Origin of the sequence: Rhodococcoides fascians A44A, from assembly GCF_000760735.1 — a bacterium.
Lineage (GTDB): Bacteria > Actinomycetota > Actinomycetes > Mycobacteriales > Mycobacteriaceae > Rhodococcoides > Rhodococcoides fascians_E.
The window spans coordinates 2,672,931-2,686,389 of the sequence record NZ_JMEX01000008.1 but is presented as its reverse complement, the minus strand read 5'-3'; the positions used below and the strand labels follow the sequence as shown (position 1 = coordinate 2,686,389).

The window sequence follows — 13,459 nt, the reverse complement described above, 5'->3', positions numbered from 1 at the left end:
GAGCAGTGTTTCGGCGTCGAGGAGGATCTGCACCAGCGGACCCCGCCGAGGATCGGGCCGATCCGCGGCACCGTCCAGCGGGCAATGCTCACCGCGCTCGCAGTGGCATTCGAGGGCGTGTTCGCCGTGGATCAACGCCATCAACCCATCGACGCGTAACGCTGTGGTCGACCTGGGGTCTTGCTGGCAGACCGTTGCGGCGATCTCGGTCACCAATGCGTCGACTTCGGCGCCTTCGAGGTCGGTGACGATCGCTTCGAGTACCGACGCACCACCGGAGTCGCGGCGCACCCGCATCCCCCGGCTACTGCGCACCGTGCGCTCTTGTGCGGCTGCGGCCTCGTCCCGGTCGTGGGCGAACCACAGTCGCCACAACCACAGTCGCAGTGACCGCGGCGTCAACCGTTCCGCCGCAGCGACAGCCTCGAATTCCAGAGCCGCGATGGTGGCATCGGATGCCTTCCCCAACACGGCAGTCAACACTTGCACCCGCGGCCAGTCGACGCCGCCGAACACGAACCGCAGCGCCGTGAGCGGCATCCGCGACAACTCCTGCCCGACGCTCAACAACGGCCGCGCGGCGCTCTGCGACAGACCCAGCGACACCGCCACCTCGGTGACCACCTGCGCCAGAACAGTCAACGGATCCCCACCGGTGCCGTCGGCGTCGGCGAGGCGGATGTCGGCGATCTCGCACACCGCCTCCACCGTCCTGGCGCGGGCGATGTTCTCCCGCACCCGGCACACCGCGGCATAACCTGCCAACCCCGCCACACACGCAGTACTCGACCCCGCCGTACTCGATCCCGCCGAAACCCCCGTATCGAACATACTTTCGAATATACGGAGGGGGTCCGACACGGACGAAAAAACTACCGAAGTGGGGAATGATGACGTGCATGCCGGCCAAGAAATCGACACAGGACCCCACCGCTGCAGTACTGGAGAAGATTGCCTCGTACCCCGCGCCGTACGACTCCGTGGGGCGCAGGCTGCACGAGGTGATTCTGGCTGCGGCACCGGAGCTGCAACCTCGATTGTTCTACGGAATGCCGGGATACGCGAAGGGAAAGGGCCCGATTCTGTGCCACTTCATCGCAGAGAAGTACATTGCATTCGGGTTGTCGGAGAAGGCGAACGTGTCCGCGCCGGACGATGCAGACGACCTGTTGATGCCGTCGGGATGGTTTCTGACGGAGCTCGACGACGCGACGGAGAAGAAGATCGCAGCCATTGTCCGACGGGCAGTCGAGTGATGGACTACTTACGCAGATAGAGCCTTTCGGGCCGCCCGACGTTCCCGTAGTCCAGGGATACCTCGACGCGTCCGATGCCCGCGAGGTACTCGAGGTATCGCCGGGCGCTGGATCGGGAGATCCCCGACCGCTCGGACATCTCGGTGGCCGACACCGGCCGTTCGACGTCACGAAGCCTGAGTTCCACCAGATCCAGCGTGACGCGGCTCAGACCCTTGGGAAGGTCCTGGCCGGAACCGGTTATGCCGAACGCTTTGTCGACGGCGGCCTGTTCCGCCTCCGCCGAGGACCCGAGGGTTTGCCGCGTGGTTCGGTACTGCTCCAGCCGCGCCTGCAGCACGGAGAACTTGAACGGCTTGATCAGGTAATGCACGACGCCGCTCCGGAGCGCTTTCTGCACGGACGCGACTTCTCGTTCGCTGGTGATGACGAGAATGTCGAGGTCCGGCACCAACTCTCGGAACGTCCCGATGAGGTCCAGACCGCTGGCACCGGGCAGGTGCACGTCGAGCAGCACGAGGTCCGGCCGGAGAGCGGACACTGCGTCGATCGCGGACTCGGACGTGTGGGCGACGCCGCAGACCTCGAAGCCGTCGACCTTACCGACGAACCCCGAATGCACCTTTGCGACCATGAAGTCGTCGTCGACGACGAGAACCCGAATCACACTCACTCCTTCATCATCGCGCGGAACACCGTCCACTCGCCGTCCGTTCCGACCGTCACGTCGCCGCCCCGACGCCTGCACGCGAGCCGGACCAGCGCGAGACCGAAGCCATGACCGGTCGATGCCGCCCCTTTGGTGCTCCAGCCCTGTTCGAAGATATTCGTGGTGTCCGACGCGTCGACGCCCGGTCCGTCGTCGAATACCTCGGCGACGATGTCACCGTCGTTCTCGTGCAACGCGATCCGTACCCGTCCACTCGATGCCGCCACGGCATTGTCGACGAGATTGCCGAGGACAGTGCAGAGATCTCGGGACAACGCTCCCCCGTGCGATCGAAGAGCGGACCCCTCGACGATGTCGACGGTCACCGAACGATGCGCGGCAGCACCGATTTTCGCGATCAGGAGCGCAGCGACACTGACGTCGGCGACGGAATCGGTGACCACCGACGTCGCATCCTCGCGGCGCGCGGTGAGGCCGTCCACGTAGCGCACCACCTCGTCGTATTCGTGCAGTTGAACCAGTCCGGATATGGTGTGCAGCTGGTTGTCGAATTCGTGGATGTGTTCACGCAGCGCCGTCGAACTGGTCTTGGTGACTCCGAGTTCCTCCTCGACGTCGGTCAGTTCGGTGCGGTCACGGAAGGTCGTGACCGTTCCCACCGCTTTGCCGTCGGCGACGACGGGGACTGTGTTCAGGACCAGGACTCGATCGCCGACCAGCACGATCTCGTCGGAGGTCTCCACGGTTCCGAGAAGGACGTCGCGAAGCCGACCGGTGACCCCGAGCTCGTCGACGGTTGCGCCCTTGCTTCCGTATTCGATGTGCAGCAACTCGTGCGCACTTTCGCTCATCAGCACGACGCGGCCGTTCGGGTCGAGGGCGATGACGCCTTCCTTGAGCCCCCGCAGCATCGCTTCACGCTGCCCGACGAGGTCGAGGATCTCGCTGGCCTCCATGCCGAGGGTCTGACGCTTGACTCTCCGCGCGAGCAGTACCGAACCCAGCCCGCCCAGCACCGACGCGACCGCCAGGTAGACGATCAGATTGGGTGCCGATTGCAGGAACCGGTCCACGGCCGAGGGATATCGGTCGCCGACGACGGCCGTTCCCACGAGTGTTCCCGAGTCGTCGAGCACCGGCACCCGCGCTTCGACCGCTTTGCCTGCCGCCGTGTCGGTGAGCCCGACCCTCGATCCGTCCGCACCGGTCTGCACGGTCGTCCCGACTTGTTCGGGAACGGTGGACAACACCACCACACCGTCGACGCCCGAGAGTGCCGCGTAGTCGAGGCCGGAGACCGCGCGTACGGATTCCACTGCGCTCTGCAGACCGGTTCGGATGCGAGGCTGGGCCGACGGCAACAGCTGACGGACGACGGGGTTCGCCGCGAGAGTTTCCGCCGCCGACTGTGCGCGGCGGCCTGCGTCCCGTTGGAACGCGGCGGACGACTGGGCGAGCGACAACCCGCCGATGGCGACCAGAACGACCACGACGATCAGCAGCTGCAACCTCAGCAACTGGGCCGCCAGCGTGGTTCTGCGCACCAAAAGACCCTACTGCGCGGCCAGGAGCGTGGAGCGCAGTTCGGCGCGACCACAATGGACACAAAAGAAACTGTGATCGCAAGGGTGACCGCAGTCACAAAGTGTTGTTCACTTCCATGGTGCCTACTACGAGAGTTCGATCAGCAACCAGCGCCGTGTGCGTCGCGGTTGCCGTTCTCGTGGGCGCATGCAGTTCCGAGCCTGCGGTCTTCGCCGGCGCAGACGGCACTCCTCGGGTCCAACTGGTCGTGCCGTCCGACGCCGGCGGCGGATACGACCTGACGGCCCGGAACCTCACCCAAGCTCTGGGCAGCGGAACACCCGGCAGCACCGACCCCGATTACGACGTCGTGGTGCTGCCCGGATCGGGTGGGATCGTCGGCCTGGGTCGGTTGGCTCTCGAGCGCGGTAACCCCGATCTCGCGATGGTCATGGGCCTCGGTCTGATCGGCGCGCTGGAGACGACGGAGTCCGACAATTCGTTGTCCGAGGCCACGCCCGTCGCCAAGCTGCTGGAGGAACCGGAAGTAGTTCTGGTTCCGGCGAACTCGCCGCTTCGAACGATGAACGATCTGGTCGACGCGTGGCGCGCCGATCCGTCGGCGCTCAGTTTTGCCGGTGGTTCCGCCGAGGGTGGGCCCGACGGTCTGTTCCGGATCCTTCTTGCTCGGGCCATCGGCGTCGACCCGTCGGCGTCGCAGTATCGACAGTACGAAGGTGGCGGACAACTGCTTCCGGCTCTGCTGACCGGTGACGTCGACGTCGCGACGACCGGCGTCAGCGAGTATCTCGACCAGATTTCCGCCGGAACCGTGCGGGCACTTGCCATCAGCACCGACGAACGGGTGCCGGTGGTGGACGCGCCGACCGCACGCGAGGCCGGCGTCGACGTCGTCTTCGCCAACTGGCGAGGCCTGCTCGCGCCGCCGGGCATCACGCCGGACCAGGCGACGACGTGGACCGACCGCATCCGCGATCTCGACACGTCCGGCCGATGGCAGGACATCCTCACTCGAAACGGCTGGCGCAGTTCGATACTGACCGGCTCCGACTTCGCCGAGTTCCTGGGCGAACAAGCTCGATTCGTCCACGAGACGCTGACCGTCACCCCTTGACGTTCGGATTCACCCGACACCACGTTTCACCCTGCTCGCACAAAGGAGTACACCCATGCTCGTGATACTGGGCTTCCTCATGGTTGCCGTCTTCATGTATCTGATCCTGACCAAGCGCGCGACCCCTGTCGTGGCGCTGACGTTGGTGCCGGTTGCGTTCGGCCTCATGGCCGGTGCGGGACTCGGGATCGGCGACATGATCACCGACGGCATCAAGTCGCTCGCCCCGACGGCTGCCCTGCTGTTCTTCGCGATCATCTTCTTCGGGATCATGATCGACGTCGGCCTGTTCGATCCACTGGTGAAGGGCATTCTGAAGCTCGTCAGGAACGACCCGATGAAGCTCGTCGTCGGTACTGCCGTTCTGGCGATGGTCGTGTCCCTCGACGGTGACGGGTCGACGACGTTCATCATCGTCACCTCCGCGATGCTGCCTCTGTACCTGAAACTCGGTGTGAGCCCGGTGATCCTGACCGTCGTTGCCGGTCTGGCCAACGGAACAATGAACATCATCCCGTGGGGCGGCCCCACGGTCCGGGCAGCGTCTGCGCTCGGCATCTCGCCGTCCGAGGTCTTCGTGCCGATGGTGCCCTCGCTGATCGCCGGATTGGTCATCGTGCTGCTGTTCTCGGTGCACCTCGGGCTGATGGAGCGCAAGCGAATCGGCAAGTTGGTCTACGAATCCGAGCTCGTTCACGCAGGCGGCTCGACCGGCACCGGCTCCGCTGGCACCGGTGGCTCCAAGAACACCGCCGGCTCGGCCGGAACGGGCAGTGATCACGACGGCGGAGCCGGTCAGTTCATCGACGGCCTCGATCCCAATCGCGATACTCTGCGTCCGAAGTTGTTGTGGTTCAACGCCGCCCTGACCGTGGCTTTGCTGGTTGTCCTGGTCATGGACATCCTCCCCATCCCGGTGCTCTTCATGATCGCAGCGTCGATCGCGCTCGCCGTGAATTTCCCGAAGGTCAAGGAGCAGGGCGAGGCCATCGCGCGGCACTCGTCGTCGATCGTGTCCGTCGTCGCCATGGTTCTCGCTGCAGCGATCCTCACCGGCGTGTTCCAAGGAACGGGCATGGTCGAGGCCATGGCCGAGTGGCTGCTCAACGTCATTCCGGCGGGTATGGGTCCGTACCTCGCCGTCATCACCGGCGTTCTGTCCCTTCCGTTCACGTTCTTCATGACCAACGACGCGTTCTACTTCGGCATCCTGCCGGTTCTCAGTGAAACCGCTGCGCAGTACGGAATCGAGCCCGTCGAGATGGCGCGTGCGTCGATCACCGGTCAGGCATTCCACCTGCAGAGCCCCCTCGTCCCCGCCATCCTGCTTCTCGTGACCCTCGCCGGTGTGTCGCTCGCCGACCATCACCGCAAGGTTCTGTGGCGCGCAGCGGTCATCTCCCTGACCATGCTCGTCGTCGGTGTTGCCCTCGGCCAGATCCCGTTCGGCTGATCCCCACGTACCGAAAGGTCAAGCACATGTCCGTCGTAGTAGTTCACAATCAGTCCGACGAGGGAAGAAGCGCACTCGCCGCAGGTGTCCGCGAGTCGCAGTCCAGAGGAACCGAACTCGTTGTGATCCACGCACTGTCGGGTTCACCGGATCCACGCGCCCAAGCGCAGGAGGTTGCCGCGGTCGAAACCGCGGTGCACGCCCTGGCACCGGGTGCACGGGTCGAGGTAGGGGTTCCCGATCCCGATTCGACGTCCACGTTGCTCGCGCTGGTCGACAAGGTCGACGCGGAGCTCGTGGTCATCGGGTCACGTCACCGCAGCGCCGTCGGGAAGTTCCTGATGGGGCAGACGGTCCAGCGGTTGCTGCTGGAGATACCGGTGGAGATCCTGTTGGTCAAATCCCGGTAACACGCTCAGCACCGAAGGGGCGGATCCGACACGCGGGTCCGCCCTTTCGCGTGCGATCCGACGGCGCTCCGGTGACCTGGTGCGTGAAGTCGGACAGGTGTTGTCGTAATATTTCCAGTCTCATTCGGTGAAGTCATCGCCGGCAATCCAAGAGCACGGCAAGTGCACTCGAAGAGTGTGGTGATGACATGAAAGAGACGCCGCGAGTCTGCGACCCGCGCGACGGTGAGCTGCGCGCGGACGAGGACGGAGCCCTCGAGCCGGGGCTCGAATCGTTCCGCAACCTTCTGTTGTCGCACGCTCAGGTCGAGACGCTGCTGCACAGTGTGTGCACCCAGGTCGTCGACACCGTGCTGGGTGCCGACATGGCGGGTGTCACGCTCGTGGACGAGTCGACGGGAACTCCGAAGACGGTTGCGTACACGGACCCTCGTGTTCTCGAGTTCGATGCGCCGGGCTGCCTCTCGGCGCCGATTTCTGTCGACACGACGCAGATCGGTGCGCTCGAGGTCTACAGCTTCACCGACCACACGTTCACCGAGACGGACGAGATCCTGATCAAGGTGTTCGTCACCGCGGTCGAGAGCGCCATCTGGAACTCGCGACGTGCGAGCGAGGCGCAGCGCGAACTCACGGGACTTCGTGAGGCGATGCGGACACGAGCGACGATCGAGCAGGCCAAGGGGATCGTGATGGCGATCCGGGGCATCGCTGCGGACGACGCCTTCGAGGTACTGTCGCTGCAATCGCAGAACGAGAACGTCAAGCTGCACACCCTGGCTCACCGGATCGTCGAATCGGTCGGCCGCGACCAGTCCTGATTGACTCTCGCCCGTGCGGGGCATGCACCCGGCAGCACACTCGCGAAAGGTCGCCTCCCGCATGAGCACCACCACTGCCGACGCCGTTGTCATCGGCGCAGGCCACAACGGCCTCGTCGCCGCTGCCGCACTTGCCGACGCGGGATGGGACGTGGTGATCGTCGAGGCGGCGCCTGCTCCCGGCGGCGCGGTACGCAGCGCCGAACTAATTCCCGGGTTCACCAGTGACCTGTTCAGCGCGTTCTATCCCCTCGGCGCGTCGTCTCCGGCGATGACGGCGCTGGGGTTGGAGGACCACGGATTGAGGTGGTCACGGTCCCCGGCGGCGTACGGCCACGCGCGGTCGTCCGCCGACGAGGATGCGCCGACGGTTCTGCGGGACGTCGCCGATACCGCGGCCGCATTGAGCGAACACGACCGGCGTGACGGCGATGCCTGGCTCGCTCTGTTCGAGCAGTGGCAGAAAATCAAGAAACCGCTGCTCGACGCCTTCTTCACGCCGTTTCCGCCCGTCAAGGCCGGTGTGTCGCTGTCCCGAAAGCTCGGTGCCGCGGAGACGCTGCGGTTCGCGCGGTTCATGGCGCTGCCTGCACGTGCGATGGCGCACGAGACGTTCCGCAGCTCCGCGGCCCGATGTCTGCTGCTGGGGAACGCGATGCACGGCGACGCACCCCTGGATGCGTCGGTCAGCGGCGCGATGGGTTATCTGCTGACGATGATGGCTCAGGACGTCGGCTACCCCGTTCCGGTCGGCGGAGCCGGCGAGCTGACAGCCGCCCTGGTTCGTCGGGCCGGGTCCGCCGAGCTCCGGTGCGGCACCCCTGTGGTGTCGGTGATCACGTCGAACGGGCGGGCCACCGGGGTTCGCACCGCGTCGGGCGACGTCGTGCTGGCCCGCAAGGCGATCGTCGCCGACGTCTCGGCACCGATGCTCTACCAGGACCTGCTTCCACACGACGCCATTCCGCAACGCATGCACGACGACCTGGCGAAGTTCGAGTGGGACACCCCGGTGGTGAAGGTCAACTACGCGCTCGACCGGCCGATACCGTGGCGATCGAAGAGCCTGTCCGACGCGGGGACCGTCCACTTGGGTGCGGACGAGGACGGGCTGCTGCGGTGGACCACGGATCTGTCGATCAACGTGTTGCCGAAGCGCCCGTTCATGCTGTTCGGCCAGATGACCACCGCGGATCCTTCGCGGTCACCGGCGGGGACCGAGAGCGCATGGGCGTACACGCACCTTCCCCGCGGAGTCACCGACGACGCGTCGGCCGACACCATCGCGGCTCGGGTGCGGACGGTACTGGAGGAACACGCACCCGGTTTCAGCGGATCGATCGTCGGCGAGGTCGTTCAACGCCCGTCCGATCTGGCGGCCGAGAACACCAACCTGTTCGGCGGTGCGGTCAACGGCGGGACCGCGCAACTGCAACAGCAACTGATCTTCCGGCCGACGCCGGGTCTGGGGCGGGCGGAGACGCCCGTCGAAGGGCTGTTCCTGGGAAGTTCGTCCGCTCATCCCGGTGGCGGGGTGCACGGCGCAGCCGGGATGAACGCAGCTCGCGCTGCCCTTGGACAGACGGGCCTGCTCGGCCCTGTACGCAAAAAAGTGACCAGCTCCCTGTTGGAGCTGGTCACCAGATGAAGTGCGTGCCTACATGAATCTGCTAGCGGGCGGTCAGTGGACCGCGTTCTCGACCGAGTCGAACCTCTGGGCCGTGGGAACGACGGCTGCTGCCTGCAGCAACCTGTGCACCGCGTACCCCTCGACCAGGCACCAGTTCAGGCGTGCCTCGTCCAGTGCTGTGAAGATCGTCAATCCGGCGATTGCGAAGAAGTCCACATCCGACAGATCGAGAATCATCCTGACGTCGGGGGTGACCCGACTGAGAACGAAATCCGTCAGAATCGGTGCGCTACGCATATCGATGTCGCCGTGAACTTTGACGACGAGAGAGTTGGATCCGGCCGCGGAGGCGCTGAAAATGGCACCTGTCGCGGCAACCGAGACCGAAGTTTCGGTGGCAGCGTGCGGCCGGGTAGTTCCTTCGTCGTTCAAACCGTGTGGAGTAACAGTCATAGCCATCCCATCGTTGATCGATCGGGAGGAAACTGAGCGAGCTGATGCGGGTGACCGGAGCCGGCCACAAATCCGAACAAGCCGCCGGGCTATCCCGTGGAGTCTCCTCCGACAACGGCTGTTATCTCAACCGCGTCCAACCCTACGGCACCGGGGGCTTCCCGTACACCCGCGTTTCGGCTCGTCCTACCCAGGGCACCCGAGACATGAGCTCGACCGTCTCCGACCTAGCGAGGACCGAACATGAAAGCTGTTACATACCAAGGAAAGCGCAAGGTAAGCGTCGACACCGTGCCTGATCCGAGGATCGAGGAACCCACCGATGCGATCATCAAGGTGACCACCACGAACATCTGCGGATCGGACCTTCACCTGTACGAAGTGCTCGGTGCGTTCATGTCCGAGGGCGACATCCTGGGGCACGAACCCATGGGGATCGTCGAGGAGGTGGGGCCGGATGTCGGCGATCTGAAGGTCGGCGACCGGGTGGTCGTTCCGTTCCAGATCTCGTGCGGTCACTGTTACATGTGCAATTCCAGCCTCTTCACCCAGTGCGAGACCACGCAGGTCCGCGACCAGGGAATGGGCGCGGCATTGTTCGGATACTCGAGCCTGTACGGCCAGGTTCCCGGCGGTCAGGCGCAGTATCTTCGGATCCCGCAAGCGCAGAACACGCACATCAAGGTGCCCGTCGGGCCGGACGACTCACGGTTCGTCTACCTCTCCGACGTGCTCCCCACAGCGTGGCAGGCGGTGGAGTACGCCGACATTCCCGACGGTGGCTCGGTCACGGTGCTCGGACTCGGCCCCATCGGCGACATGGCGGCCCGCATCGCGCATCACCGTGGGCATCGAGTCATCGGCGTCGACCGAGTTCCGGAGCGGCTTCAGCGTGCTGCGGATCGCGGAATCGAGGTGCTGAACTTCGACGATCTGGGCGGCGATCTCGCCGACGCCATCCGTGACCTGACCGACGGGCGTGGCACCGACTCCGTCGTCGACGCGGTCGGCATGGAAGCGCACGGGTCTCCCGTGGCCAAACTCGCCCAGAGTGTGACGTCTCTGCTCCCCGACGCGATCGCCGGACCGATGATGCAGAAAGCAGGCGTGGACCGTCTCGGCGCGTTCTACAGCGCGATCGACATCGTCCGACGTGGCGGCACCATCTCGCTGAGCGGCGTGTACGGAGGAATGGCGGACCCGCTGCCGATGCTCACGTTGTTCGACAAGCAGATTCGGCTGCACATGGGCCAGGCCAACGTGCTGCGCTGGGTCGACGACATCCTGCCGCTCCTGACCGACGACGATCCCCTTGGCGTCGACGATTTCGCCACCCACACACTGCCCCTCGACCAGGCGCCGCACGCCTACGAGATCTTCCAGAAGAAGCAGGACGGAGCCGTGAAGGTGCTGCTGAAGCCCTAGTTCTGCCCGGTGTGTAGTTCGTCGTGGTGGTCGCGCATGGCGTCGATCAGCACGGCGAACACCCGGTGCGCGGCAGCCAGATCTCCGTCGGGAAGGTCGGCCAGGGCTGCCGACGTCTTGACCCCCAGTGGTCCGAAGAATCCGCGCGCGACTTCCATGCCGTGCTCGTCGTACCGGAGGATCACCTTGCGGCGGTCGTGTGCATCCTTCTCCCGCCGGATGTGTCCCGACGAGATCATGCGTTCGACGAGGTACGTCATGGCGGCGGACGAGAGTCCGAGGCGGCCCCCGAGCTCGCCCGCGGTGAGCGGCTGCCCCTCGACGTCGGCGACCATGATGAGCAGGAGGGCACGAAAGTCGTTGGGCCGCAGCTCGTGTTGCGCCCCGAATGCCCGCCCGATCTCCTCGGACACCGACGACAGGGCACGGACGTCCGACGAGATCATCGACTCCAGTTCCGCGCGTCGTTCGGATGCACGTCGCTCGGATGCACTGCGGTCGGGCACGGAGTTCACTTTCTTCGGTTTCGTTCCATCGGGTCCTGGGCAACACTATCGCGCTGAAGACGCGCGAGTTCTCTCAGTTGCTTAATTGTTAAGTTAATGAGATTGTTGGCCGGTGGACTTCTGGACTCGATTTGCCCGAATAGTCAGCTCACGACGCTCGTGGGCCCTGTCGCTTGCCGTGATCGTTCTCTCCGTCGCCTTCATGGGCCTCGTGGGTGAAAACGACTCAGCCGGGCAAGCCCCTTCCTCGGTGCCACCCGAAGCTGATTCCGCGCAGGTCACCGAACTACTCGACCAATTCCCCGGGTCGGAGACCGCGCCGGTCATCCTCGTGGTGAGCCGCGTCGACGACGGTGTCCTGACCCCGGCCGACACCGACGCCGCCGCTCAGGCCCTCGCACGCCTGTCGGACACCGCGTCACCGCTGGTACCTGCGCCGGACGGCAAAGCCACCCTCGGCATCGTGCAGGTGGACAGCTCCCTGTCCGGCTTCGACCTGAACGACACCGTCACCTCGCTCCGCGACAAGGCGGTCGACGGCCTCCCCTCGGACCTCGAGGCGCAGCTCACCGGCGGGCCCGCATTCGGCGCGGACATCGCGAACTCCTTCTCCGGCGCGAACTTCACCCTGTTGGCCGTCACCGCACTCGTCGTCGCGATCCTGCTCATCGTGACCTACCGCTCCCCCATCCTGTGGCTCGTTCCACTGCTGGTCATCGGGCTCGGGGACCGCGTCGCCACGTCGGTGGGCACCGCACTGGCGGAACTGACCGGCCTGTCGTTCGACGGGTCGACGTCCGGCATCACCAGCGTGCTCGTCTTCGGCGCGGGTACCAACTATGCGCTCCTTCTCATCTCGCGCTATCGAGAGGAGCTGCGCACCCGCGACGACCACCGCGACGCACTGCGTCATGCCGTTCGCCACGCCGGGCCCGCCATTCTCGCCAGCAACGCCACCGTCGTCCTCGCGCTTCTGACGTTGTTGCTCGCAATCCTGCCCAGTACCCGCAGCCTCGGTGCCCTCGCCGCCGCGGGCCTCGTGGTCGCAGCCGTGTTCGTCCTCGTCGTTCTACCGCCACTGCTCGCACTGTGCGGACCGAAATTGTTCTGGCCGTTCATCCCCAAGGGCGAGGACAAGGACACCGCGACGACGGGTGCCTGGCACTCGGTCGCTGCCGCGGTCTCACGCCACCCGACGCGCACAGCATCCATCACACTCGTCGCGCTGATCGCTTGTGCTGCAGCACTGTTCGGCACTGGAATCGGCCTGTCCCAGACCGAGCAGTTCCGCGTCACCGCCGAATCCGTCGAGGGTTTCGACACACTCTCGGAACACTTCCCGGCCGGACTGGCCGATCCGACGACCGTCGTCGCACCCACCGACTCCGCCGAGCGCATCGAAACCGCGCTGGACGGAGCCACCTCCGTCGACTCGTTCACCCGCGGAGCGGATTCCGGGACCGGCCTGACTCAGTGGTCCGTCGTCACCGACGCCGCCCCTGCCTCGGACGACGCGTTCGCCGCCGTCGAGGAACTGCGTGCCGCGTTCTCGGACATCCCCGACGCCCTGGTGGGCGGCAGCGACGCACAGGCCCTCGACACATCCGACGCCGCCGCACGCGACCGACTCGTGGTCGTTCCTGCCATCCTGATCGTCGTACTCGTCGTACTGATCGCACTGCTGCGCTCGTTGATCGCGCCGTTGATACTCGTCGGCACGACGGTGCTCAGCGCCCTGGCCGCGCTCGGCGTCGGAAGCTGGTTCAGCAGCAGCGTGTTCGGATTCCCGGCGCTCGACGACAACGTTCCGCTGTACGCGTTCCTGTTCCTCGTCGCGCTCGGTGTGGACTACACGATCTTCCTCGTCACTCGCACGCGCGAGGAAGTTCCCGGTCACGGCACACGCTCGGCGATCGTTCGAGCCGTCGGCGCGACAGGTGGAGTCATCACCAGCGCCGGCATCGTGTTGGCCGCCGTGTTCTGCGTCCTCGGCGTGCTACCGCTGATCACGCTGACGCAGTTGGGCATCATCGTCGGGTTCGGCATTCTTCTCGACACGTTCGTCGTGCGCACGCTGGTCATACCGGCACTGTTCACCCTTGTCGGCCCGGGGATATGGTGGCCGAACCGAATCGATTCCAGCAGAACCGAACTGGTGGGAACAAAGGAGTGAGAT

Annotated in this window: 12 protein-coding genes and 1 pseudogene; 8 read left to right on the top strand and 5 right to left on the bottom strand. The window is 65.3% G+C overall.

Annotation, left to right across the window (positions count from 1 at the left end):
* Positions 1-774 (bottom strand): annotated as a pseudogene (locus BH95_RS29690) (DUF222 domain-containing protein); the annotation flags it as partial.
* A gap of 125 nt (positions 775-899) precedes the next feature.
* Here BH95_RS29690 and BH95_RS24825 point away from each other — a divergent pair.
* On the top strand, positions 900-1,256 hold the full coding sequence (locus BH95_RS24825; protein ID WP_230594276.1) for a DUF1801 domain-containing protein: 357 nt from the start codon (positions 900-902) through the stop codon (positions 1,254-1,256).
* 4 nt (positions 1,257-1,260) lie between these two features.
* Here the strand turns inward: BH95_RS24825 and BH95_RS24820 are convergent, their stop codons facing one another.
* Together BH95_RS24820 and BH95_RS24815 are read right to left on the bottom strand one after the other, a co-directional pair.
* The gene (locus tag BH95_RS24820) at positions 1,261-1,923 is read right to left on the bottom strand and encodes a response regulator (protein ID WP_026347531.1); all 663 of its coding nucleotides are present in this window, start codon (positions 1,921-1,923) and stop codon (positions 1,261-1,263) included.
* A gap of 2 nt (positions 1,924-1,925) precedes the next feature.
* Positions 1,926-3,470, bottom strand: a complete 1,545-nt coding sequence (locus BH95_RS24815; protein WP_019663667.1) for a sensor histidine kinase — start codon at positions 3,468-3,470, stop codon at positions 1,926-1,928.
* A gap of 119 nt (positions 3,471-3,589) precedes the next feature.
* Between BH95_RS24815 and BH95_RS24810 the strand changes: the two genes are divergently transcribed.
* From BH95_RS24810 to BH95_RS24790, 5 genes are all read left to right on the top strand, one after another.
* Positions 3,590-4,585 carry a Bug family tripartite tricarboxylate transporter substrate binding protein gene (locus BH95_RS24810; protein ID WP_230594274.1) on the top strand — a complete coding sequence of 332 codons (996 nt, stop codon included), beginning with the start codon at positions 3,590-3,592 and terminating at the stop codon, positions 4,583-4,585.
* 55 nt (positions 4,586-4,640) lie between these two features.
* Positions 4,641-6,038 (top strand): CitMHS family transporter, encoded by a 1,398-nt coding sequence (locus BH95_RS24805; protein ID WP_037184723.1) that lies wholly within the window; start codon positions 4,641-4,643, stop codon positions 6,036-6,038.
* 26 nt (positions 6,039-6,064) lie between these two features.
* Entirely contained in the window at positions 6,065-6,448 is a 384-nt protein-coding gene (locus BH95_RS24800) for a universal stress protein (RefSeq protein WP_019663670.1), read from the top strand.
* 188 nt (positions 6,449-6,636) lie between these two features.
* Positions 6,637-7,269 (top strand): ANTAR domain-containing protein, encoded by a 633-nt coding sequence (locus BH95_RS24795; RefSeq protein ID WP_019663671.1) that lies wholly within the window; start codon positions 6,637-6,639, stop codon positions 7,267-7,269.
* Positions 7,270-7,330: 61 nt separating this feature from the next.
* Positions 7,331-8,917 (top strand): phytoene desaturase family protein, encoded by a 1,587-nt coding sequence (locus tag BH95_RS24790; protein ID WP_037185533.1) that lies wholly within the window; start codon positions 7,331-7,333, stop codon positions 8,915-8,917.
* Positions 8,918-8,950: 33 nt separating this feature from the next.
* Here BH95_RS24790 and BH95_RS24785 read toward each other — a convergent pair whose 3' ends face one another.
* Positions 8,951-9,352 (bottom strand): anti-sigma factor antagonist, encoded by a 402-nt coding sequence (locus tag BH95_RS24785; protein ID WP_230595907.1) that lies wholly within the window; start codon positions 9,350-9,352, stop codon positions 8,951-8,953.
* 243 nt (positions 9,353-9,595) lie between these two features.
* Between BH95_RS24785 and BH95_RS24780 the strand changes: the two genes are divergently transcribed.
* Complete coding sequence (locus tag BH95_RS24780; RefSeq protein ID WP_037163697.1) at positions 9,596-10,777, top strand: zinc-dependent alcohol dehydrogenase; 1,182 nt, start codon at positions 9,596-9,598, stop codon at positions 10,775-10,777.
* Here BH95_RS24780 and BH95_RS24775 read toward each other — a convergent pair.
* The gene (locus BH95_RS24775; RefSeq protein ID WP_020111857.1) at positions 10,774-11,292 is read right to left on the bottom strand and encodes a MarR family winged helix-turn-helix transcriptional regulator; all 519 of its coding nucleotides are present in this window, start codon (positions 11,290-11,292) and stop codon (positions 10,774-10,776) included. The genes BH95_RS24780 and BH95_RS24775 overlap by 4 nt on opposite strands.
* A gap of 169 nt (positions 11,293-11,461) precedes the next feature.
* Here BH95_RS24775 and BH95_RS24770 point away from each other — a divergent pair, with 169 nt between their 5' ends.
* A complete protein-coding gene (locus BH95_RS24770) occupies positions 11,462-13,456 on the top strand; it encodes an MMPL family transporter (RefSeq protein ID WP_037184720.1) in 1,995 nt (664 codons plus the stop codon).
* The last annotated feature ends 3 nt before the right edge of the window (positions 13,457-13,459 follow it).